Consider the following 23,018-nt stretch of genomic DNA (forward strand, 5'->3'; position numbering starts at 1 on the left):
GTCCGCTCCGCTTCCGTCCCGGGACGACGGGCCGTGACGGTGCCCAAGGCTCCATGGCAGATCGGAGCCGGAAGTCCCGCCCGGTTCACCTCGGTCCCCGTTGCGTCCCGGCTCTCCGAGTGAGCCCACGCTATGAGCTTGGTGGCGGCCGAGGTCGTTCCGGTCGCGCCCCGGGTGCCTGAGCGGCCCGGGCACGGAGACCTCGCCCGGGCCTCGCGGGTCCGCGGCGCGTACCGAACCGTCCCGGGGGCCGGTGACGAACGGCTCGCTCCGGACCCCACCGTCCGCGTCGCGCCCAGGGCTCACAGGACGGCCTGGCCGTCGGGCGGCCTTGCGTCGGCCGCGCCCCGGGCTCCCCGAGGCACCGGCTTCGTGGGGTTCGCCCCGGGCCCGTCGGCCCCGGCGACGCCCTGGGTCGCCGGCGGGCCCGGGCGCGCCGGGCTCGGGACGTCCCGCACTCTCCGAGGCGGCGGGCCGGTCGTCGGGCTCGCTCCGGGCTCGCCGGTCCGCACTGCTTCCCTGCGAGGGCAGGCGAGGGTCCCCAACGACCCCGCCCTCGTACTGGGTGCCCACCTCGTACTCGTCGGGCCGTCGGGCGACGTGCCTCGCGGCCGCCGGGGGAACGGGGGCGAAGCCCCCGGTTTCGGGAAGGGACGGGGTCGGGGCCGGGGAAGAGCCCACCCCCGACACCTCGGACCGCGACAGCACCCCGGCGACCGGCGGCCCTTCCGCCACCGCCGCCACCCCGATCAGTGGAGCGCCACGGTCGGCCGGCGCCAGCGCCAACGGCACCCCACGCGGCAGCAGCCGGCCGTCGGCCGTGACGAGCGGCGCCGGGCGCCAGGCAGCGAGGTCCTGCCGGAAACCGACGAGCCCACAGGGGAGCGGCACCGGCGTCCGTAACAACCCGACGGGCGCGACCACGCGCCAGTCCGCACGCGGCGGAGGCCCGGGCGGAGCCCCCGCCGCCGGCGAGGCTGGGGCGGGTGCCGGCTCCGTACGCCGCCCCCGCCGCCACCGTCCCGGCTTGAAAGGGCTCAAAGGGTTCAACCGCTTCACCATGCCTACCACGCTCACCGCCCCTCACTGATGGAGGAGTTGATCCGCGCGATCTCACGCACCCACGCGCGCCGCTCCGCGTGCGGCAGGGTGAGGATGTCCTCGTACGCCCAGTGGAAGTGGTAGGCGATGTAGGCGCTCTCCTCACGGAGCCGGCGCTCCGGGTGCGTCATGCTTCCCCCAGGCGGCCGCCCGAGGCCGGTCCGGGCAGGGCGAAGCTGGTCCCGCAGGAGGGACAGGCGACGGCGCCGTGGCCGGAGTCCAGGCCGTTGATGCGCCGGTAGAGGTCCTGGAGATAGGCGAGATCCCTGGCGAAGAGCTGCTCCACCACGCCCGCGTGGATGTCGCTCACGGTCCCCAGCCGCGTGATGACGAGGCTGAGGAGGACGACCCCCAGATAGGCGGGGTTCTCCCGGACCCGCTGGTCGATCAGGGGAGACAACTCGTCGCGGGCCGTGGCGAGCCGCATGGCGCCCTGGCGGTGCACGGTGCCCGCGGCGTCCACATAGCCGTGGGGGAGTTCGAAGTCGTACTCGGTGCGCAGCGGTGAATCGTTATCGGGCATGGTGGGGGCGCGTTCCTCCGTCTGTACCGAGAGATGGGGCACATGGCCGCCGGAGCCCGGATCCCGCCCCGGGGCGGGATCCGGGCAGGCCTGTCAGTGCGCGGCCGTCACTGGATGTTCTGGTCGAGCAGCAGACTCACCGGGGTCTTCGCCACCCAGACCCGTACGGCGAACACATCGGCCTTGTCACCGGCCGTCAGGACAGGAGACATGGCCGAACCGTCGGCCTCGCTGGTCACCTTGGCCGTGTCCACTCCGCCGGGGAAGGTCGCCGCTCCCTCGTCACGGATCTTGAAGGTGACCTCGGCGCCCGGCACGGGGATACCGTTCTCGTCCTCCACGATGACCTTCATCGGTTCGTCGAAGGACTTCCCCGGGGATACGGTCTGCCCGGCACCCGAGACATAGCGGACGTGGTGCGCGGCACCTACCGGCGGGGTGACGGTCAGCCGGGAGAAGGAGGCGACGGCCTCGGTCTCCGTCCAGCGTGCGCTGACGACGCAGGGGCCTTCCTCGAGCGCCTTGAGCAGCGAGCTGGGCGCCACCCCATCGGCCTCGGTGTGCCTGATCTCGACAGGCTCGCCGTTCTCGAAGACCGCCGACCCGGCCTCCACACGGAACTCGATCTTCTGCCCTCCGACCGGCGTGCCGTCGAGCTGCGTGGCCTTGACCACGAGGGGTTCGGCGAAGCGCTGGCCGGCCACGGCCGACTGCCCGTCCCCCGACTCCACGGCGAGCCGGTACCGGGACACCCGCTGCAGGGCCTTCTCCCCGGACAGGGCGACCCACAGCTGACCGTCCCCGGAGACCGTGACCCCCGAAGGCCGGCTGCCTTCGCCCATGGGAATCGTGGCCGCCCTGGTCTGCCCCGGAAGGACATACCCGATGGCGTTGCCCTCCGTACCGGCGAACCACAGTGTCCCGTCCGCCGTCGCGGTCAGGCGGTGGGCCGGGAACTGGGTCTCGACGCGATGCACCATGCCGCCCTGGACGGTGTACTTGAAGAGCACGTTGTCGGGAGTGGCCGCCCACACCGCGTCGCCCGTCGGCGTGACGGCGATGTCCCGGGCCTCCGCGCCGATGCTGATCGGCTGGGAGAACTCACCGGTACGCACGTCATAGGTGGCCAGCGACCTGCCGCCCGGGGAGCTGATCCACAGGAGTGCCGGGTCCTGTTGCGCGGCCGCGACCGCGTACAGGCCCGCTGGGTACCCCCGTGAGTAGGAGATGGCGCCCCCGGGCGTGACGAAGGCGAGCATCTTCCAGTCGGTCAGCGCCGCGACCATGCACGCGTGTCCACCGGGGCCCTGCGCGAGGGCCAGGGACCGGCATTCCGTCCGGCCGCTCAGCGGGTACGTCCGGTAGAGGCCGTTGAGACCGCAGTTGACGAAGGCGCCGTCCTCCTGCCCGGTGATGAAGGTCCACACGCCGTGGCCCGGCCAGGCGACGATGGAGGACGCGCTGCCGGTGACACCCGAGCCCGGGGTGAAGAGACTGCTGCTCCACGGGCTGCGGGGTTCGAAGAGGCCGACGATGCCTTCGGCGGTCACGAACCAGACGTTCTGGTCGTCGCCGTTCCACGTCAGATCGACGGCGGCGGCGTTGATGGGGTACTTGCCGGTGTCGCCGGCTGGCGGCGCTGCGGACGGCATGCGGTGCTCCCTCCGTACGGGTGAAAGGGCCGGATGAGGTGCTGCGTCGCGCTAGGCCGGGGTGATCTCCAGCGTGGTGGCGGCGTGCGGCTCACTGGAGCCGAGCCCGACACTCAGTACCGCCGTTTCCTCGACGTCCCCGGCGACCACGTCGGGGAGAACGACCTGGCCACGCTGATCGGTGAGCAACACGCGTTCCTGGGCTCCGTCGTCGAACCTCGCTCCCTGTGCTTGGACGCGGCAGGTCAGCGGAATACCCGGAATCGGCCTGCCGTTGGCCACGTACTCCGCGACCAGCGGGCGCTCGACGACATCCTTCATCTGGACCTGGGTGGCCCCGTGCGACACCACCTGGGTCCGGCCGCTGAGCGTGGCCGCGCCGAACGGGGGCGGAAGAGGGACGTAGCAGCCCAGGGTCTTCCGCGTGGGATTCGTGTACCAGAGCTCTCCGTTCCTGCCGACACAGAGCCCCTTCGCCCCGCCGCCGTGCGGTAGGGGCTCCACTGGACCCGGACCCGACAGGTGGGCGTCGAATTCGTGCAGGCCTTCACTGGAGGCCACCCACACCTGGCCCTCTTTGCCGAATGCCAGCTGCTCCGGAGCCGCGGTACCCAGCTCCTGGCTCTTGACCTCCATCTCGCTGAGAGAGATGCGGATCACCATGTTCGGGTTCTTCGTGGTCAGCCACACCGCTTCGGTGTCCGCGATGATGTAGCCGGGCTTGTGCTCCGGCGCTCGGAGCACCTCGACCCGCTCCCAGGCCATTTGCCCGGGGAGGCGGCGGTACAGGCCGTTCTCCGACCTGACGGGAGTGCTGGTCCGCTTCTGGCCGGTGGCCCAGTAGGTGTGTGTCTTGCCGTCCGGGGCCGTGGTGACGGCCACATCCCACAGCCAGGTGTCTTGGGCGACGGGCAGCCGGTTGATCTGCCCGTCCACGGAGGGAATGGCGATGATCCCGATGTATTTGTTCTCAGGCTCGGCGAACAGGAGGCTGTACGTGTGGTTCGGCTTGTCTACGGTGCCGGTGTTGGTCGTCCTGAGCTTGATGCTCTCCGCCTTGGCGTTGTCCTCCAGAGGGAAGATATGGGTCGGGAAGGACCCCACGGTCTCCATGGAGACGATGGGGTCCTGGCGTACCGGAGCCGCGAACCAGATCCTCTGCTGATCCGGTCCCGGGTCCTTCATGACGCCCGCGGTGAGCTCGGGGATGCCGGCATGGCCGATCGCCGTCTGGGCCCCGGGGACCCCGTCTCGGCCCGGATGGACACGGAACACCCTCTTGTTGCTGGTGGTCACCCACACGTATCCGAAGTTGCCGACTGCCACCGAATGCGGTGTCGAGGCCGTAGTTCCATTTCCGATGGGAACTTCCTGGATGCTGGCGATATCCGGCACAACGATCCCCTCCAGCTTTTTGTTTGACGCGTGAAACATCACGGGGGCGCGCGACAATGAGCCCCCGGAATGGCGCAGCAAACGATGATTCACGCGGGGACGACGTCCGACCGGTCGAGAGTATGCCGCCAGCACTCGCCGCCGCACCCGGGCGAACCGGCCACCATGGGGGTGAGGCCCCGGGCTTCCGGACGGTGCGGATCCGGTACCGGGTTCTGAGTGACATTTCAGCTGCAAACAGAGGTATCCGGTGTAGGTCATTCCGGGTGAGCCGCCTTACCGCCGAAGCAGCCTGACTGAATGTCAAGAGGGCCGACACGCCACTGATATGACCGAGTGGCGTGGCCGGAATTCCTTCAAGAACCGTTTCCGCGAACGGGAAAATCAGCCCGGTGGCGAGAAACGACCTTACGGGCGTGAGATGGCCCGTCCTTGACGCTGCTCAACGTCACGGGCCACGGTGTGGTGGTCTCGCCTTGAGGAGGAGCATGCGCACTCGGGATCCAATATCGGATCGGTCGCAGCGCCCGGCACGGAAACCGCCCCGGTCCGTACAGGCCGGGCCCGCGTCGGCCGTGGTGCTCCCGGGAAGAGCCTCGTTGCTGCTGGCCCTCCAGCGGGCAGCCGGAAACGGCGCGGTCCTCAAGATGCTGCAAGCGGGCGGCGCGTCCCGCGACGAGCAGTCCGCCGTGCCCGAGGTGCTGCGCAGCGGCGGCCGTCCGCTCATGAGCGCGTCGGTGGGAGCGACGGATCAGCGGCCTTTCGGCACAGTGCCCGCACCGCCCGCACCGCCCGCGAGCACTCCGGTCGTGCAGCGCGCGATGCACCTGGCGAACTACGACGAGCGGATCTACCAGGACTCGCACAACCCGGGCGCCGAGTACGCCTTCGTGAAGAAGTCCGACGGCAGGCTGCTCTTCGCGGAGTACGGCGGCGTCGACAGGCTGACGGCCGCACTTGGCGCCATCGGCTTCGCCGGCGACGTCCGGTCGAGCGCCCTCGACGATCTCATCAAGGGCGCCTACCGGGAGAAGGCCCCCGAATGGCGCCGCCTCTGGCACGAGCTCGGCGGCCTCTTCCACTACGACAGCGTCGCCAAGACCACCAGTCCTGTCGACGAAGAAGCCCTGGGCCGCGCCACGCCCGGCCTCGTCGCCGCGATCATCAGGCACGGTCCGCAAATCTGGAACACCTCGGGCGGCTCGCGTGTACCGCGGGCGGAAGGGTATCTGTACGGCCTGGACCTGTCCGACGACCAGGCCCTGCACGTGCTCGGCATCGACGAGGACACGGCCCGGCATTTCGACGGCGTGCGATACGAGCGTCTCGGCGAGCGCCAGTACGAACAACGGCACGCGCTTTGCGGAAACAAGGACAACGGTGCCAACTTCTTCGAGTACGAAGGCCGCTTCCCGGGAGACCGCACGCGGCTCATGTACGTCTCCACGGCCGGCACGGTCCGTTCCGCCGCGCACCGCATTCGCATCGCCAACCGACGGTTCGGCGACGCCGAGTTCTTCGATCCCGGCATGGACGGGGAAACGCAGCGCGCACTGCACAGCGAGTACGCCCGGCTGCCCGCCCCCCGCTCGGACACCGGCTGGGTGCCGGGCACGGAGCTGACCGCCGTGGACCGCGGAGCCGGCCAGGACAGCGCGATGAACGCTTGGAACGCTCTGGGCGTGGTGGCCTACGCCAAACGCTTCCTGAGCGCCCCGTACGATCTGGGGCAGAACTGGGAATGGCTGCACGTGCAGGGTGCGCAGATCGGTGGGTCGACCGACGCGACCAACCTGGTGGCCGGCACCTACGTCACCAACTCCGCGATGATCCCTTACGAGGACATGATCGCCAAGTGGGCCAGAACGGACGCCCGGCACTTCTGGGCCCGGTTCGAAGTCACCCCCGGCGGGACCCTGTTCCCGGACAGGATCAGGCTTTCCATCAAGGCCGACGGCCACCGGGACCTGGGCACGCTGCCTGAGCTGGTCCTGGCGGAGTTCGATCCGCTCCACGGCAGGATCGTCGATCGCCTCGCCGGCGAGATCATGAAGCGCAACGTCGACGCCACCCGCGGGCTGCACGAGCCCGGCTGAGGACAAGACCTCGGTCGGCTGTCATTCGTCCCGGCGGCGGCCGGTCAGCTCCGAGTAGAGCGCACGCCGTGCGACGGGATCGGTCTCGGCCGCGGCCAGCCGTTGTGCCCAGCCGTGCTTCAGCTCCTCGAGGAACCGCATCCAGCCGCCGCCCGTAGGGGTCCGGAACTCGCCGAGGTTGACGTAGCGCTGGTTCACCGCCAGCTTCCCCTCGCCGATCTTGTCCTTCTTGTGCCCGTAGAAGCTGGACTCCGGGTTGGCGGTGGCCTCGGTGGAGCGCCACGTGTGCTGGTACCCGACCGGGCTGGGGCCACCCGGTGACGTGGTCTCGATTCCCACCTGCAGGGCACCGTCGCGGTTGCGGCGCGGCGGGGTGAAACCGAGGAACATGTGGCCGTGCCCGCCGTCCGGGAGGACCACGTCGCCGTTGAAGTCGCGGCTGCCCAGGCCACCGGCGGCCAGGTCCAGGCCGTAGAGCCGTACCCGCTCGAACTTCCTGCCGGGCTGCACCACGTTCTTCAGGGATGCGAACGTGCCGCCCTGCTCCTCGAACTTCCCCGCGACACCGCCCTTGTTCTCACCGATCTTCATGTGGTGGGTGCCGAAGGCGCGTCGCTCCGCGGGGTTCACATCATGCCCACCGTCGCGGGTCAGCCCGAGCCAGTCGGTGAGCGCGAAGGCGGAATCCCTGACCTCCAGCTGCGGGATCCGGATGTTGACCCGTCCGCCGTGGGCCAGCGCGCGGGCGACGTCTCCTTCCCGGAAGTCGATGTGATCCGCGCCCTCCTTGTACACCTTCAGGCCGTTCTGCAGGATCAGGAACACGCGGGTCAGGATGGTCCGGGCCCGTGCGTCCTTCCGCCACGCGTCCGGGTCGTCCGTGACGGGGGCGGCGCGGGGATCCAGCATGTCGACGAAGGCCCCGTGGATCTGCCGGTCGCGTTCTTCTTCGGCGCTCCTGCGCTCGTCGTCGGACAGGCCGCCGCCGCGCAGGGCCAGGTGGCGGCCCAGGGTGTACGCGGGGCTGGTGGGCGTGGGCCGGCCCTCTTCCGGCCGGCGCCTCGTCCACTCCAAGGTGGCGATGAGCAGGCGCTGACCGGGCTCCAACCGCAGCCAGCCGCGGTAGTCACCCTTCTCGGTGTACTTCTCGGCGTCCTCGTGGCGGCCGATGCCGACGTCGTCGAGCCACTCCGGGGACCGGGAGAGGATCTGGATGTTCCGGAGCTCGTCGGCGCTGAACACCGGACCCTCGGTGAGCCGCCGGGTCAGAGCGTCCCTGACATGGCTGGTGCCGGTCTGGCGGGTACCGCCGTCCCGTCCGGTGAGCTGTTCGCCGAGGCGAAGCCTCGCGGCGCGTTGCTCGACGACCAGAGCCACGGCTCGGTTGCCGACTGCGGTCTGCAGACCGGCCAAGCCGGCGGCCGGCGGTGTCGATGGCCTGGTGACGGTCCGGTGAGCGGAGCCGGTGAGAGTCGCTGAACCCGTTCGATGGCTTTCGTCGAGGTGCTGCCCCCTGTACGAGCGCATCCGCCCGCTCCTCCGCGGTTGATGAAGCCCCCGCCAAAAGGTCTAATTTACCCGGAGACGGAGGGCGTTCCCAGGGTGCGGCCACGTCGTGAAAGGCCCATGCGCGATGGCAGGCCACCAGTGGTTGACCTTCTCGGTCGCCATCCAGTAGGACTGCATGAGGTAGTCGCCGACCAGATGCGGGAAGAGGCCCTCGTTGCGCGACCACGACAAGATTTCCTCGGCCCGCACCACGAGCGGGCGAACCTCCGCCCGCAAGCCTGAGGCCGAGATACGCACCCGGGCCCCTCGTCTCCTCGCTCTTCAAAGTACGGCCGGAAACGCCGCCGTTGTACAGATGCTCCGCCAGGCCGGGCACCCCTGGGCCCAAGAGCAGCACCAGCACGGTGCCGGCTGCGGCCACCAGGTCCGGCGTTCTGCCGTCCACGACGTTCTGCGCGCCGGCGGGCGGCCTTTGGACGATGCCATCCGTACTGACATGGAGGCCCGTCTCGGCGCGGACTTCTCCGACGTCCGGATCCACACCGACGCCGCCGCGAAGGCCTCCGCAGCCGAAGTCGGCGCTCGCGCTTACACCAACGGCAACCACATCGTCATCGGCGACGGCGGCAGCGACAAACACACCCTCGCCCATGAACTCACCCACGTCATCCAACAACGCCAAGGCCCCGTCGCCGGCAGCGATAATGGGACGGGCCTGAAGGTCAGCGACCCGTCCGACCGCTTCGAACGCGCGGCCGAGGTCAACGCCACCCGCGCCATGAGCCTCGGCCCCACCCCGGCAGGCTCGGTCCAACGGGCGGTGGAGCGCTCAGCGCCGCGATCCGCATCGACGGCGGGGCCGCTGGCCGTACAACGGGCGGGGCAGATCACCCCCCTCAACGCATCCGCGAAGGCCGGCGCCTTCGGACAGGGCGAAGCCGAACATGGAGGCGTGGGGACGGTCGCGCTCGTGCCGGCCGTGCTCAGCGGCAACCTGGACCTTTTCGCGATCGCCGACAAGTACAACACGGGATTCACCGGGCAGACGGCACCCGTGGACCGCTTCGCCCTGGTGATCGGGGTGAACTCCTGGCTCCAGCAGGGGCAGAACGCGGCGGCCGAGGAGACCTTGCTCAAGAACAAGATCAACGACTTCACGAGCCGCTGGGACAACAAGCGGTACCGGGTCGAGGTCGTCGGATTCACCTGGGCCGACCACAGGGTCTCGTCCACCGCGAACATCAACCAGGCCACCATTCCCTACGGCGAGATCAGGGACCAGATCCTGCGCCACCCCGTGGTGAGGGAACTGGTCCGGGGACTGATGGATCGCGGCAGTGACCACGTCTATCTGCACACCGGTGACTCCGACACCCAGTCCTTCAACACCAAAGAGGGACCGCTGTTCTCGGCAGCCGCCAAGGTCCTGGAAACCGGGGAGAAGGACCTGTTCAGCGGCGGCTACACGGCCTCCGAGGACACCAAGCACACCGACGAAGGCATCCTGATCTGGCACGCCAATCAGGTGGACCTCGCCGTCCGGAACGCCATGGCCGAGGTGAATCCGCGCTCCGTCTACTACCCCGAGCCGAACACCTTCGTGAAGGTGAAGACGGACTGGGACATGGACCAGCTGGAGGACGGTATCTCCTTCGGGACCGGCAAGCTGGAGGGCGAGCAGCTGGTGAACTCGCTGCGCTCCAAGCGTGACAACGTGAAAGAGGGCTTCGACTCCCGGTACGCGGTCTCCACCGACATGGACCGGGTCGGCACGAACGTCGGGGGACACAGCAAGGGCCAGGCCGTCACCGAGGACACGCTCAAAAAGCTCTTCGACCTCGCACAAAGCCATGCCAGGAAGCAGGAGTGGCAGGACCGCGTCGCCACGGCGTACGGACTGAACCCTGACGTGAAGCTGGCCCTGGCCGAACTCGTCTACGAGAAAGTGACCGACCTGAAAGTGCTCGGGGAACTGGCCGCCATGGAACCGACCGCCGACACCCCCATCGACACGAAGGGCCTCAAGGGCAGGATCAGCAAGAACCAGAAGCTGGCGGGCCTCGATGACCAGGTGGTGAAGATGGCAGTCCGGAGCAGGAACAGGCTGCTGTACGCCTTCACCCGCGCCTACAAGGAACTGTCCGGCTACTGAACCATTGCTCGCGGACCCCGCCCCTCTGGTCGAACGGGCAGGGCGCCTTCTAGGAGCCGATGTCGACCACCCGCGCCCACGCCGGCGGCGCGTCCGGCTCGTAGTCAGGGTCGTCCTCGTTCCAGGACGATCTCACCCGGTGCCGGGGGAACAGGCCCACCACCGTCCGGCACGGTGGTCGCGTCGCCGGCCAGGGCGTCTGCCCGTCCGTCAGGACCACGACGACATCCGGCCGAGGCCCGGCCTTGAGCGCCCTCGAGAAGCCCGCCCGCAGATCCGTTCCTCCGCCGCCCACCAGCGGTATCCCCTCGGCGCGGCACAGCGGGTGCGCGATCCGGGCCGCCGCGTCGCACGGCACCACGGAGATCAGGTCGCGACGGCCTCCCACGGCACGGGAGATCGCGGCGACCTCCAGGAGCGCGCTGCCCAGTTCGGCGTCGCTGACCGAGCCGGAGGTGTCGATGACCACGGACACCCGGGGCGGCCTGCGCCGCAGGCTCGGCAGGACGGCGCCGGGCACCCCGGCGGAGCGCCGCGACGGCCGGCCGTAGGTGTAGTCCTCGCCCGCACCGGAGCCGGAGACCGCCGAGCGGACCGCTGCCCCCAGCAACTCCCGCCACGGCTGCGGCGGATGGAACGCCTCCTCCGCCCACCGCCGCCACCCCTCCGGGGCGTTCCCCGGGCGGCCGGTGATGCCTTGCGCCACCCGGAACCGCACCGCGTCCCGTTCCTGCTCGCTGAGGCCGTGCGCGCCGTCCGGCCCCAGCTCCCACTCCCGTTCCACTCCGTCGGCGCCGCTGCCGCAGTCCAGCCAGGCCGCGTCCCCCATGCGCGGCTCGAGGCGGAACTGGCGCAGGTAGTCCTCCATGAGCTCCCCTTCGGGCAGCCCCAACGACGCCGGATCGACGGCGCCTTCGGGTCTGATCAGCCCGTCGCCGAACACGTCGTCGTTGATCTCGCAGTCCGCGGCGATGTTCATCCGCAGCCGCTCGCCCGGGCCGGTCAGCCCGCGCTCGCGCGCGACGCGGTCACTGCGCCCGTGATGGTCGCGCAGCAGGTGCGACACCTCGTGCACCCACACCCCGGCCAGTTCCTCCACCGGCGTCCGGTCGACGAACACGGGGGAGACGTAGCACCGCCAGTACCGGTCCACGGCCATCGTCGGTACCCGCCGTGACTCGACGGTGTGCAGGGCGAACAGGGCCGTCGCCAGGTAGGGCCGGACCCGGGCGGCGTGCAGCCGGGCAGCGAAGAGCTTGTCGAGGTCGAGTGCTTGTGGTGCGCCTGGTGCGTTCGGTACGGCCCACGGCTGGGGTGCGGCCTGCGGCTTGGGTACGCCCGTCGCCCCCGTCGCCCCCGTCGCCCCCGTCGCCCGCTGCGCGTCCCGCGTCATCGCCGCACCTTCGCGGCGGCCGCTGCCCGGGCCGTCGCCTGCTCCGCCGCGCGGTCCGCCCGCCGGGACAGGGCCACCGCTCCCGCGAGCCCCTCGATCGTGGCCGGGACATCCCAGTCCTCGCGCCGCAGCGTGGCGAGGGTGGTCGCGGGGACGACCACCAGGTCCGGGGCCCCGGTCCGCACCGCCCGGACCAGCAGCTCCCACGCCGCGTCCCAGCGTGCCTTCTCCGGACGGCTGCGGACCGCCTCCACCACACCGTCGAGAACGGCCTGACGCAGATCGCCCCGCTCGGGCAGAACGGCACCAGCCGGGTCGGCCAGCAGCACCTCGGGGTCCGGCAGGTCCAACCGGTCCAGGCTCGCCAGCAGCTCCAGCCCGGGACCGTCTCCCACTGTGCCCCTGACCAGCAAGGACAGTACCTCCCGGGAGGAACCGGCCGCGGTCGCGAAGGCGATCAGGCACAGAGCCATCTCCCAGCTGCGGGGCGACGGCCAGGCACCGCCCCGGCGCGTCTCGCTGCTGGGCAGTTGGTGCACGAGCTTGGGGCGGGCGGCGAGGAGCCCGCACACCGCTCGGCGGGCGAAGTCCACGGCCTCCGGCAGCTTCTCCGGGGCGAGCCGCGGCAGCGTCGCCCGGGGCCAGGTCCCGCCGAGGCCGCGTACGACGACCTCGTGTTCGTGCGTCCACTGGAGGTGGACGAACCGGTTGGCCAGCGGCGGGCTCAGCTCCCAGCCGTCGGCGGCCGAGCCGCGCGGATTGGCGGCGGCCACGATCCGGACGTCGGGCGGCAGTCGTAGGGCACCGATCCGCCGCTCGAGTACGAGCCGGAGCAGGGCGGCCTGCACGGCCGGCGGCGCGGTGGACAGCTCGTCGAGGAACAACAGCCCCCGGCCCGCCCGTACCAGGCGCACCGCCCAGTCCGGCGGGGCCATTGGCACGCCCTGCTCGGCGGGATCGTCCCCGATGACGGGCAGGCCCGAGAAGTCGGACGGTTCGTGGACGCTGGCGATCACCGTGGTCAGCGGAAGCTCCAGGGACTCGGCGAGCTGCGTCAGGGCCGCGGTCTTGCCGATCCCGGGCTCACCCCAGAGGAGGACGGGCAGGTCGGCGGCCACGGCCAGGGTCAGGGCCTCCAGTTGGTTGTCGGGGCGTGGCTCGGTGGTCGCGTCGCGGAGCAGGGCGAGTAGCTCGCCGGCGACGTCGAGTTGGGAGGCGGGGGCGTCGGGGGCGTCGGGGGCAGCGAATGGGGCGCAAGTGGGCATGTTTGATCACCTATGGGTTCGTGGTGAGCCGAATGAGGGCGAGTGAGGGCAGGGGGGAGGCCCCGCGTCGGTGACGAGTCAGTGAGAGGTGTGCGAGCGGCGGCCGCGGGAACGGCGACGACGGCCTTCAGCGCAGACGCGGCCGGGCCCGGGCCCGGGCCCAGGTCCGATCAGACCCGCCCGGTACAGCCCGTACGTGATCCGCCGCAGCGCGGCCGTCTCGAGTTCGTCCCGCAGAGCCCCGGCGCGCAGCAGCGCGTCGGGGCCCAGCAGGCCTTCGACGACGGCCAGCGCACCGGCCGTGTCTCCGTGATCCAGGCGCTCGCGGACGCCGGCGAGGCAGTCCGGACGGCGGTGCGCCTCGTCGATCGCCCGCAGGCAGGGAAGCGGGGTGCCGGTCAGGGCGACCAGCAACTCCTCCCGGCGGATCTCGGCCGGGTCGTGGTCCAGCGGGACCAGTACCCCGTCGACCAGGCCGATCCGGTGCCGGGCTCCCCGGCACTCCACGAGGCGCGGCTGTCCGGGCCCGTCAGGAGTGCGGGGCGGACCGGCCGATGAATGGCCTGGTGCCAGCGCCGAGGCGACCAGCGGATGCAGCCGGTCGACGTCGATCGCGCCGGTGCGGAGCAGCTCCAGGTCGGGCAGCACCCAGGTCGCCGCGTCGGGTAGGACGGGCAGCGCGGACACGTCGCCGGCCGTGCCCGCCGCCGCGATCCGCGGTACGGGTGGTGCGGTGCCGGGCCCGTCCCCGGCCGTGGTCAGGTGCAGGACCAGCCGGTGCCGGGATCCGAGCCGTACGGTCACGGCACCGGCGGATTTCCCCTCGGCGTGGAGCAGAATCCCCGCCTCGGTTGCCCACCGGTCAGCGGCACAGCGGTAACCATGGGGCACGGCCCCGGACTCCAGCACCGGCCTACCGTCACCTGGTGGTTCGCCGGCCCCGGCCCGTACCCGCAGTTCATCCGTCCTGCGCGCGTCCCACAGGTGGCGGTGCAGGTCGAGGCGGAACCGCCGGTCGGGGTGGGGATGCGGGTGATGGCGTGCGGCCGGCTCGGCGTGCGAACCGTCCCACAGCGCGAGGCTGATCCGCTGGCCGGCGTCCGCCCAGGCAGGCGGCGTCCGGACCACGAGGTGCACAGGACTCGCGCCGTCACGCTCCGCGACGTCGTACGTGGCCAGCGCGATGGTCAGTCCGGGGCGTAGCAGCCCGTCGGGAGCGATTCTCGGCATGTGCCAGCGCAGCAGGTCGGGCGCCAGATGGCGGAGATCGGCCCGGACTCGGGCCGCGAGTTCCCGGCCATGGCTACGTGCCACGGAACGGAGGTCGAGGTCGACGTCGATGGCTGCGGCGGCACACGCCCCCGCCCAGTCGCCGGTGTGGCGGCGGGCGGTCGCAGTCTCGACCATGGACGGCGGCACGGCGAACTCGCGCACGCGCAGCCAGAAGGAAAGGCGGGGATCCCCTGTCGCGATCTGAGTGAGCATCAGCACTCACCTTGCGCGGACGGGGCCCCCATTCTGTTACCAGAAGGAGTGATCATCGCGGTGATCATAGCGCCCCGCGCCGCGATCCCACCAGGTGTTTTCGCCGGAGCGGCACGACGGCGGCCTGACCACGCGGCACCGGCGAGCCGTCTTCGGTTCCAGCTCTAGAGCAGCGTCCGTTCGAAGCACAAGGAATTCTCCACGTCGGCGTAGGCGCCGAAGTTCGGGATCCGCCCATAGCCGGAGCGCGTGTAGAAGCGCACGGCATCGGGCTGGCGGTCCCCTGTCTCCAGCCGAAGGCTTGCCCACCCCTGCTCGCGCGCCCAGTCCTCCAGCGTGCAAAGGATGCGCGTGGCGACGCCTGAACCACGCCAGGCCGGGGACACGTACATGCGCTTGACCTCGCCGACCCCTGCGCCGAGGTCGCGAAGTCCTCCGCATCCCACGGCGGTGCCGTCGTCCTCGCGAGCCACGAAGAACGCCGCGATGTCCGCTGCCGACGGCGCTTGCCCGGGCTCGCTGTCCGGGGTCCCGTATGCAGCAGCGATCTCAGCTCGCTGTCGTTCACGCAGCGCGGTGGCGTCCGGGTCCTCCCACGGGACCTGTTCGATCTTCATGCTGCGGAGTCTGCCGAGAACCTGTTGCGGACGGGTAAACCCCATGCAATACCGCCTGTCCTGAGCGCTGCGTCAGCCCTTCAGTCGATCCGCCAGCGCGAGGAGCAGATACAGGTTCGCGACCTTGGGGACGGCGCAGGACAGCACACCGCGATTGCGGGCGTTGTTGAAGTACAGGCTTCCATGCAGGACCTGGGTAGCGGCGACCTCCGTCCAGCTCACGGACTTCCCCTTGACCGACACGCTGTTCCGGTCGAAGGAGACAGAGCCATACGTCAACGTCTCACCTCGCTGCAGCCGTTCGAGCGCGACGTTCCCCTGGGTGCGCAGCACACCCTTCTGGATCTCCGGGCCCCACTGGCCCTCGTACACGATGAAGGGGCCGCGCGTGTGCGAGGTCACTCCCAGGCCGGGGAGCTCGCGCTTGAAGCTGCCGTTGCCGCCGCGCCCGACCGACAGCGCGGCCCCGTCCGGGCCGACCAGCATGTACGTGGCGTCCTGGATCGCGCCGTTGAGGGTGGCCAGGTGCTGGTACACGCTGGTCGTCTCCCAGCGGTACACCCACTCCCCGCCGCCGGGGTCGGTGACGACCAGGCCTTCTTCGTAGAGGTGGAGCCGCGCTTCGCCCCACCGCTTGCCCATGAGCCCCTTCCTGTCCCCGGCCCCCATCCGCCAGCGTCCCAGCCGTGCCTGCTCCGCCAGAGCCGCCACACGGCCGTCAGGTGCGGGTATCGGTTCGCGATCAGCCATGTGTGCCCTCGTAGTGAGATGTCCGCCAGATACGACGCAATCTAAGGCGTGTCTCTTGATGGGCCGAGCAGTTGATCGGAGGTGTCTGCCCGGTCGGTGACCAGAGATGCGATGTGGGGCTGGATCGAGCCGTTGATGCCGGCGGATCCGGTTCGCGGGCGGCGGTGGCAGGCCTCAGGCCCGGATGACGGCGTGCTCCTTCAGGAAGGCCCCCGCATGGGCCGCGGCCTCCTCCTTCGTCGCGTACGAGGTGCCGGCGTCGGCCTCCCCGTGCGTTCCGTCCGCGCCCATTCCGTGCCACCGCCAGCCGCCGGACGATGGCTCTTGCATCAGTTCGGCCTTTCCGCCGCACAGTTCGAGTGGGCTGCTCGTCCGCGCTGCTGTGGTCGCTGGGCGGCTGACGGCATCGGGCCACTTCTTGCGGGCGCCCTGCCGGGTGATTCCCCACACGGCGCCCATCTGTTCATAGCTCGCGCCGTAGGACCCGGCTGTGCATGCCGCGATAGCCGTCAGCCGTTTGACCTCCGCATCCATCACCTTCCACGCGGCCAGAACGGACAGTGTCACCTCGACGGGGTCCGCCTCCCACATGCGGTCTTGGGGCAGCCCTGTCGCTCGGGAGCGCAAAGCCGAGGCGAGCGGGTTGAGGGCGTCATGGAGAGCCTTGTCGAGCTCTGCCTGTTCTTCGGGAGTGATCTCAGATGAGAGCATGCGACAACTCTAGTTAACGATTGACGTCGCGTAAACATTGGTTGTCGGCTGTGGGCCTCAAGGAGACACTCCCCAGGCCACGCGCATCGGGGAGGGTTCCCCGGGGAGCTGGCGGTTCATGGCCCGAATCTCGTTTATCTCCCATTTTTCACATGTCAACGTGCAGTTGGTGAGATCGGAGTCCGCTTCAGTACGCCGAAGTACACCGACATGAAGGAGTGTCTTCCTTGACCACTCACCTTCGACATGCCGCCGGCCCGCGGAGGTTACTGGCGTTGATGGCGGCACTGTGCGGGATCATCGGTGCCACAACGCTCAGTACGACCCCGGCGGCAGCAGCCGATCAGCGTCACGCGATCTACGCCATAGCGCACCGAGTCGACACCCTGGAGGGCGTGGATGCCGCGCTCAACCACGGCGCCAACGCCATCGAGGTCGACGTCTGTGCCTGGTGGAACCCGAACGAATGGCGCGCCTATCACGACTGTTCCTCGGCCGGTGACAACCGGCGGGGCCCCAGCTTCGACAGCGTGATCGACCGCATTCTCTCCAACGCCAAAGCCGGACGCCGGCTGTCGCTGGTCTGGCTGGACATCAAGGACCCGAACTACTGCGGAGAACAGCCGAACCGTGCGTGCAGCGTTGCCGGACTGCACGACAAGGCGCAGCGGCTGACGGCTGCCGGGATCCAGGTGCTCTACGGTTTCTACGAGTACCACGGCGGCAGCAACCCGGATGTCGGCGGCAGGGGCTGGAAGAGCCTGGAAGGCACGCTCGGCCCGCTGGAAGGCATCACCACGACCGGGAGCCGCGACAAGGTCCGCGACGCCTTCAACCGGTCCGGTTCCGGATTCCCCACTGGTCACCGGGTGATGGACTACGGCGACGGCAATATCCCCAACGGATTCGGCAACTGCACGGAAGCCACCTACTACACGTGCGCGGAACTGAAGAAGGGCGCCGGGGACCGTGCCGCCGGACAGCTCGCGGCCACGCTGTCCTGGACGACCACCTACAACGACCCGTGGTACGTCGACAAACTGCTGGGCGACGCACGTGTGGACGGCATCATCGCGGGTTACGGCAACTTCACCGGAGAGCACGAGTACGACAACGGCTGGCAGTGCGCCAACGCCATCAACCTCATCCGCGACTGGGTGAACCGCCACAGCGGCACCCACCGCATGGCCACCAGCGGTGACCGCCTGTTCAGGTAGCGCACAGCCTCGGGCCGGGGCCGTACCGCCCTGCGCCCCATGGGCCTCCTCAGACCGTCGGCCGGGATCCCGGCCGACGGCTTTCCGTGGGAGGCAACGTCCAGTGCTGGGGGCCTGCTGTGGCCACCCCTCCTGAATCCGTTCATACTGCACCAGCTGGCAGCGCACCCTGCCGACCCACCCACGGGCACCGGTGGGGGTTCCAGTAGCGTCCATTCCATGATCGCCCTGGATGCCCTCGATGCCCTCGTCCGCCTTTGCCCGCCGCCCGCCGAACCGCCGCCCGCGGTGGACTGGGCGCAGGCCGAGCGGGCTCTGGGCGCGGCTCTGCCCGCCGACTACAAGCAGCTCGTCGAGACATACGGCGACGGCATCTTCGACGACACGATCTGGCTGCTCGTCCCCGACTCCGCCTACAACGACTGCGACCTGCACGAGCAGACGACGGAACGGGACGAGATCCTGGCCGACCTGTGGGAGATGGGCGAGAAGAAGCCCGCCGGCCTGCTGGAGGCGGGCGCGCGGGTCCTGCCGTGGGCATTCGAGGAGGGTACGGGGGCCTTCCTGTACTGGCTGGTGCGACCCGGTCAGCAGCCCGACGAGTGGACCGTGCTCTACAACGAGGGGCGCGGACCACTGTGGGAGCACCACGCCACGGGGTGCTTGGCCTTCCTGCTGGCGGTGCTCACTGGCACGGCGGAAACGGAGTACTTCGGCTACCTCTACGACGTGCTGAAGCCTACGGAGCACCGCTTCGCGACGGCCGACCAGACCCTCGGAGAGTCCCGGGGCTGACACTGTCCGGCCGCTCTCCTCATCGAGCGCGGATCAGCCAGGCAAACGGGTCCACGCACCGACCAGTTCGGCCAGGTAGACCGCGCACGGGGTGTCCCGCAGTTCCTCGCGGAGCTGGTCGATCAGCGTGTCCGGGTCGAAGTCGCCCGGCGTGACCACGCCGGACTCCTCGGCGAACGGGAGCGCGGTGAGCAGCGTCTGTCCCAGCATGACCACGGCCGATTCCTTGTCCGCCGGCGTGGGCACCATCACGGCGAGCTCGGGACCTGCCAGCCCGGCCTCCCGGAACAGGGAGTACAACCGCTCGCCGGTGTCCAGGGTGCGGCCCGCGGCACGTAGGCAGTCGTTGACCACCGCGATGCACCTCGTCAGCAGCGGCAGTGCGGGCACGGACCGGATCCTGGTGGTGTTGAAGTCCTGGAAGGTGATCACGCCACCCGGGCGGACCAGCGTGGACAGGGCCCTGATCATGCCGACCGGGTCGGGCAGGTGCATCAGGATCAGCCGTCCGACGACGGCGTCGACCGGCCGGTCGAGGGTGATGTCCGGGAGGGTGGCCTGCCGGAAGGTGACGTTGCCGAGGTTCAGCTCCGCCGCGCGCCGCCGGGCCGAGTCGAGCACGCTCGCGTCGGCGTCCACGCCGACCACTGAACCGGTCGGCCCGACGATGCGCGCCAGCTGGATCGACACGTCGCCCGCGCCGCACCCGGCGTCCAGGACGTCCATCCCCGCGGTGATCCCGGCCATCTCCAGGAGCCGGTCGGTGTGCTCGGCGTAGAAGACGGCCTGGGTGGCCAAGCGGCGGGCCTCGTGGTCCGAGTGCCGCAGGACGTAGGTCGGCTGGCTGGTCATGGCCTTGTTCTCCCTAGTCCGCGACTTCGATGGTGACCGCGCCGAGCACGGTGGCCTGGCAGGCGAGGCGGCAGTCCGGCGACATCGCCAGTACGTCGAGCACCGCGCGCTCGTCCGGCCCGGCCGGGCTGAGGTTGTCCGCACCGGACATCACCTTGATCATGCAGGCGCCGCACCGAGCCGCCCGGCAGCCGAACGTGACGGGGGTGTCGTGCTCGTCGCAGATGTGCTGGATGCTCGTGCCCGTCGCGACCTCGATCTTCCGGCCCGCGATGTTGACGGTGATCACGAGCGGACCCCTCGGCTGGCCGCCGCGGCCGGGCTGTCCGGTGCCGCCGGGTGGGACACGTCGCCCGTCGCCGCGGTGTCGTCGACCAGACCGGCCATCTCGGACATGAACTGCTCGTAGTTCGCCGCGGCGCTCTCGAAAACCCGGCCGGTCGTGGTGCCACCCTTGAGTACCTGTCCGCCGAGGTGGCGGTGCATGTTCCGGAACAGGGTGAAGAGCTCCGTGCAGGAACGATACGCCTCGGCGAGCGGGCCGTCGCCGGACTCGTGGACCCACGTCCTGAGCGCGGGCCGCGCGTCGTAGACCATACGGAAGAACGCCTTCCAATCCTCCGGCACGAACCGCAGGTTGTTCGCCCGCGCGGCGATGACGCCGGGGTGGCTGTAGTTCACGTGGAACAGCGAGTCGAGCATCAGCATGAACGGAAGCTGATACCCCGAGGCGACGCCGGTCACCTCGTCACCGACCCAGCCGCACGTGACCTGGATCCGCCGGAACTCGTCGGCATCGATCCGGGGGATCAGCCGCTTGGTGATCATGTAGACATTCCGGATCACCGCCTGCACCATGCGCAGCGCCCGTGCACCCCCGGCCCGGTCGTCGGCGGCAGCGCACTCCAGCGCGTGGCAACCCCAGCCGTACAGCGGGACACCGAACGCCTCCACCGCGTAGAAGGCCTGGTACAGCTCCAGTTCGCTCCGGTCGCCCTCGTTCAGCCAAAACGCCGGACGCATGCGATCCACGGCGGCGACGTCCCGGTGGGACAGCTCCGCGCCACCGCGCACCCCGTCCAGCTCGAACGCCAGCATCGTCATCAGTATCTGGTTGAACCGAGGGACCATCCCGACCGCCCCCGCCGCGGGACCGAGGAGGCTGCCCAGCGGTTCCGGCATCCGGCTCGGCCCGGTCGCCACATCGGCGTTCGGATCGCCCTGCCGCCACATGTGATTCAGGTAGATCAGCGGCACCATCAGCCGTTCCGCCCCGGACACGAGCAGCAGCCCAGCGTGCCGCACAAGGTCCTGGTCCAGGCTCGCCGCCCGGTCACCGAGCCACTCGCGAAAACCGGCCGCATGCCCTTTGACGTACTGCGCGGCCGCCGCCCGGCAGAGGTCCGCGACCGGGCCCCGGAAGTCGGGTGCGTGCTCGAGCAGGAACCCGGTCTGCGTGGAGGCAAGTGTGCCGAGCGCACGCAACGGCCCCATGGCCTGGAAGCGGGAAGCGTCGTCGTGACCGGGCAGGGGCCGCGCGAACAACGTCTGCCGCCGCTCACCGCTCAGCACGACCAGCGGAACCTCGATCGGGCGCACCCCGCACACCGGCTCGCCGACTGGCCGTAGATCAGGGCTCAACTCGGCTATCGGCACCATGACAGGCACCGTAAGCGGATGCGCAAGGGCCATGTTCGCTCGCGGCATGATTCCCCCGGAGTCGCTCGCGACTGGACTACCACCGGGATACGGAGGACCCCACCCGCACGCCCGTCGTCACAGCGATGCTAACCGCGCCGGACACTCCGAGAGAACGGTTCGCACCCCCGCAATCTGGAACAGCCTCACGGGCACGCAGCACGAGCGGCCGCGCCCGGCTCCTGGGGCGCGAACGCTTTTGTGGGGCGGACACAAGTAGGGGAGGGGGCCGCGGAAGGCGTGGCCCGTGGAAGGGGAGGTCCGTGGCAACGGACGAGGAACTGCTGGCGCGCTCGGGAACCGACGCCTCGGCCTTCGAGCCGCTCGTGGAGCGCCATTCGACGGCGCTGCACGGCTACTTCGCACGCCGGGCGCCCGGCGCGGCGGACGACCTGCTGGCCGAGGCGTGGCTGCGGGCCTACGCGGGGCGCGGCACCTACGACGCCGCCCGCGGGCCGGTCCGGGCGTGGCTCTTCGGCGTGGCCCGCAATGTGCTGGCCGCGTACTGGCGCGGGCAGGAACGGCCTTCGGCCGCTGCCGCGCTCGCCGGCGAGTCGAGCAGTGACCCGTGGCACGCCGTCGACCGGAGGCTGGACGCGGCGGCGGTCGCGCCGCTGATGCGCCGGATGCTGGCCGAGCTGCCGGCCGTGGAGCGGGAGCTGCTGCTCCTGATCGCGTGGGAGCAGCTCAGCCCCACCGAGGCCGCGGCCGTCGTCGGCGTCCCCGCGGGCACGGCCAGGTCCCGGCTGCACCGGGCGCGCACCCGGCTGCGCGCGGCGCTCGGCCCCTCCGCCCCGCTTCCCCTGACAGGAGACCTCGCATGACCGGGCAGGACAGGAACACGGACGACACGGACTTCCTCGACTTCCCCGGTGCCGGGCGGTTGAGGGCCGCGGGCAAGGTCACGCCGCCCTCGGCGGACGCCGTCGCCGCGGCGCTGGCCGCGGTGCGGTCGGCGGCCGGCCGGGCGGACGGGGACGGGCCTGCCGTCGAGCTGGAATGGGAGCCGGGGGCCGCGGTCGTCCCGGTGCGGACGTGGCGGCGGCGCCTTCCCGTGCTCGTCTCGGCGGCAGCGGTCGTGGCGGTCGCGCTGGGTGTCGCGTTCCAGCCCTGGTCGGACTCCGGGAGCGTGCGGCCCTCCCCGGCGGCGGAGCGGGAGCGGACGGGGGCGGCACCGTACTGGAAGGTGCGGACCTTCCAGTGGAACCGGAGCAGCGAGAAGGACGGGCGTGACGAATCGTACGAGACCGTCTGGCTGAGCCGGAGCGGCACACGCGGGCAGTTCGGTGACGGTCCGGTCCGGGATTACTCCGAGACGGGGATGGCGGGGACGGCCTTCTGGATCGGACGCAATCCGATCATGTGGGACGAGCTCGGGAAGCTGCCCACCGACCCGGACGCGCTGCGGGCCCGGCTCCTCGGGAAGGCCACCGGGGAGTCGGCCGAGGAGGCGCTCTTCAGCGGCATCGAGGAGCTGCTCGCCCGGTCACCCGCCGAACCGCGGCTGCGAGCCGCACTGTTCAAGGTCCTCACCGGGATTCCCGGGGCGCGGGTGACCGAGCAGGTCAAGGACAGCACCGGTCGCCCCGGCACGGCCGTCGACCTGGACGCCGACACCTGGCGCCTTCGGCTGATCATCGACCCCGGGGCGCTCCACACGCTGGAGATGGTGACCACGGCGCGGAACGACGGCCTGAAATGGGGGACGCAGAAGCTCCGGGCCGGGGACCTCCTCCAGCGCACCACCTACCTCTCCGTCGGGCCCGCCTGGGAGGCGCCGAAGCCGGTCCCGCGGACGTAGCGGGCC

20 protein-coding genes are annotated in these 23,018 nt (G+C 70.4%); 6 read left to right on the top strand and 14 right to left on the bottom strand.

Annotation, left to right across the window (positions count from 1 at the left end):
• Positions 1-1,073: 1,073 nt before the first annotated feature.
• The 4 genes from ACIGXW_RS05270 to ACIGXW_RS05285 all read right to left on the bottom strand — a co-directional run bounded on the left by ACIGXW_RS05270 (position 1,074) and on the right by ACIGXW_RS05285 (position 4,764).
• A complete protein-coding gene (locus ACIGXW_RS05270; RefSeq protein WP_177338616.1) occupies positions 1,074-1,232 on the bottom strand; it encodes a DUF6760 family protein in 159 nt (52 codons plus the stop codon).
• Positions 1,229-1,624: a hypothetical protein gene (locus ACIGXW_RS05275; RefSeq protein ID WP_030365488.1), complete on the bottom strand. Its 396-nt coding sequence runs from the start codon at positions 1,622-1,624 to the stop codon at positions 1,229-1,231. Before ACIGXW_RS05275 ends, ACIGXW_RS05270 begins: the two co-directional genes overlap by 4 nt.
• Positions 1,625-1,731: 107 nt before the next feature.
• Entirely contained in the window at positions 1,732-3,276 is a 1,545-nt protein-coding gene (locus ACIGXW_RS05280; protein WP_399569987.1) for a hypothetical protein, read from the bottom strand.
• A 51-nt stretch (positions 3,277-3,327) separates the two neighbouring features.
• Complete coding sequence (locus ACIGXW_RS05285; RefSeq protein ID WP_399569989.1) at positions 3,328-4,764, bottom strand: hypothetical protein; 1,437 nt, start codon at positions 4,762-4,764, stop codon at positions 3,328-3,330.
• A 506-nt stretch (positions 4,765-5,270) separates the two neighbouring features.
• On the opposite strand from ACIGXW_RS05285, the gene ACIGXW_RS05290 reads away from it, so the two are divergent.
• Positions 5,271-6,767: a hypothetical protein gene (locus tag ACIGXW_RS05290; RefSeq protein ID WP_399569992.1), complete on the top strand. Its 1,497-nt coding sequence runs from the start codon at positions 5,271-5,273 to the stop codon at positions 6,765-6,767.
• A 21-nt stretch (positions 6,768-6,788) separates the two neighbouring features.
• Here ACIGXW_RS05290 and ACIGXW_RS05295 read toward each other — a convergent pair whose 3' ends face one another.
• Positions 6,789-8,144, bottom strand: a complete 1,356-nt coding sequence (locus ACIGXW_RS05295) for a PE-PGRS family protein (protein WP_399569994.1) — start codon at positions 8,142-8,144, stop codon at positions 6,789-6,791.
• 628 nt (positions 8,145-8,772) lie between these two features.
• Between ACIGXW_RS05295 and ACIGXW_RS05300 the strand changes: the two genes are divergently transcribed.
• Positions 8,773-10,428 carry a DUF4157 domain-containing protein gene (locus ACIGXW_RS05300; protein ID WP_399569996.1) on the top strand — a complete coding sequence of 552 codons (1,656 nt, stop codon included), beginning with the start codon at positions 8,773-8,775 and terminating at the stop codon, positions 10,426-10,428.
• Positions 10,429-10,477: 49 nt separating this feature from the next.
• On the opposite strand, the gene ACIGXW_RS05305 is transcribed toward ACIGXW_RS05300, so the two are convergent.
• The 6 genes from ACIGXW_RS05305 to ACIGXW_RS05330 all read right to left on the bottom strand — a co-directional run bounded on the left by ACIGXW_RS05305 (position 10,478) and on the right by ACIGXW_RS05330 (position 16,649).
• Positions 10,478-11,821: a VWA-like domain-containing protein gene (locus ACIGXW_RS05305; RefSeq protein ID WP_399569999.1), complete on the bottom strand. Its 1,344-nt coding sequence runs from the start codon at positions 11,819-11,821 to the stop codon at positions 10,478-10,480.
• Positions 11,818-13,086: an AAA family ATPase gene (locus ACIGXW_RS05310; protein ID WP_399570001.1), complete on the bottom strand. Its 1,269-nt coding sequence runs from the start codon at positions 13,084-13,086 to the stop codon at positions 11,818-11,820. Before ACIGXW_RS05310 ends, ACIGXW_RS05305 begins: the two co-directional genes overlap by 4 nt.
• 78 nt (positions 13,087-13,164) lie before the next feature.
• Positions 13,165-14,571: a hypothetical protein gene (locus ACIGXW_RS05315; RefSeq protein WP_399570004.1), complete on the bottom strand. Its 1,407-nt coding sequence runs from the start codon at positions 14,569-14,571 to the stop codon at positions 13,165-13,167.
• Between the two features lie 164 nt (positions 14,572-14,735).
• Positions 14,736-15,188, bottom strand: a complete 453-nt coding sequence (locus tag ACIGXW_RS05320) for a GNAT family N-acetyltransferase (RefSeq protein WP_399570006.1) — start codon at positions 15,186-15,188, stop codon at positions 14,736-14,738.
• Between the two features lie 72 nt (positions 15,189-15,260).
• Complete coding sequence (locus ACIGXW_RS05325) at positions 15,261-15,938, bottom strand: DUF6585 family protein (protein ID WP_399570009.1); 678 nt, start codon at positions 15,936-15,938, stop codon at positions 15,261-15,263.
• A gap of 174 nt (positions 15,939-16,112) precedes the next feature.
• Complete coding sequence (locus tag ACIGXW_RS05330; protein WP_399570011.1) at positions 16,113-16,649, bottom strand: hypothetical protein; 537 nt, start codon at positions 16,647-16,649, stop codon at positions 16,113-16,115.
• Positions 16,650-16,867: 218 nt separating this feature from the next.
• On the opposite strand from ACIGXW_RS05330, the gene ACIGXW_RS05335 reads away from it, so the two are divergent.
• Positions 16,868-17,866 (top strand): phospholipase, encoded by a 999-nt coding sequence (locus ACIGXW_RS05335; RefSeq protein WP_399570014.1) that lies wholly within the window; start codon positions 16,868-16,870, stop codon positions 17,864-17,866.
• A 219-nt stretch (positions 17,867-18,085) separates the two neighbouring features.
• A complete protein-coding gene (locus tag ACIGXW_RS05340; RefSeq protein ID WP_399570017.1) occupies positions 18,086-18,661 on the top strand; it encodes a hypothetical protein in 576 nt (191 codons plus the stop codon).
• Between the two features lie 33 nt (positions 18,662-18,694).
• Here the strand turns inward: ACIGXW_RS05340 and ACIGXW_RS05345 are convergent, their stop codons facing one another.
• From ACIGXW_RS05345 to ACIGXW_RS05355, 3 genes are read right to left on the bottom strand one after another with little or no spacing between them, the layout of a single operon-like run.
• Positions 18,695-19,513, bottom strand: coding sequence for a class I SAM-dependent methyltransferase (locus tag ACIGXW_RS05345; protein ID WP_399570019.1), 819 nt, complete (start codon positions 19,511-19,513; stop codon positions 18,695-18,697).
• 13 nt (positions 19,514-19,526) lie between these two features.
• Complete coding sequence (locus ACIGXW_RS05350) at positions 19,527-19,802, bottom strand: 2Fe-2S iron-sulfur cluster-binding protein (RefSeq protein WP_399570021.1); 276 nt, start codon at positions 19,800-19,802, stop codon at positions 19,527-19,529.
• Positions 19,799-21,220, bottom strand: coding sequence for a hypothetical protein (locus ACIGXW_RS05355; RefSeq protein ID WP_399570023.1), 1,422 nt, complete (start codon positions 21,218-21,220; stop codon positions 19,799-19,801). The genes ACIGXW_RS05350 and ACIGXW_RS05355 overlap by 4 nt, the downstream gene beginning before the upstream one ends.
• A gap of 254 nt (positions 21,221-21,474) precedes the next feature.
• Here ACIGXW_RS05355 and ACIGXW_RS05360 point away from each other — a divergent pair, with 254 nt between their 5' ends.
• Positions 21,475-22,035: an RNA polymerase sigma factor gene (locus ACIGXW_RS05360; RefSeq protein WP_071967127.1), complete on the top strand. Its 561-nt coding sequence runs from the start codon at positions 21,475-21,477 to the stop codon at positions 22,033-22,035.
• Positions 22,032-23,012, top strand: a complete 981-nt coding sequence (locus ACIGXW_RS05365) for a hypothetical protein (RefSeq protein WP_399570026.1) — start codon at positions 22,032-22,034, stop codon at positions 23,010-23,012. The genes ACIGXW_RS05360 and ACIGXW_RS05365 overlap by 4 nt, the downstream gene beginning before the upstream one ends.
• Positions 23,013-23,018 lie beyond the last annotated feature (6 nt).

The sequence above is a fragment of the Streptomyces sp. NPDC053079 genome (assembly GCF_044546695.1).
In the GTDB taxonomy this organism is placed as follows: Bacteria; Actinomycetota; Actinomycetes; order Streptomycetales; family Streptomycetaceae; genus Streptomyces.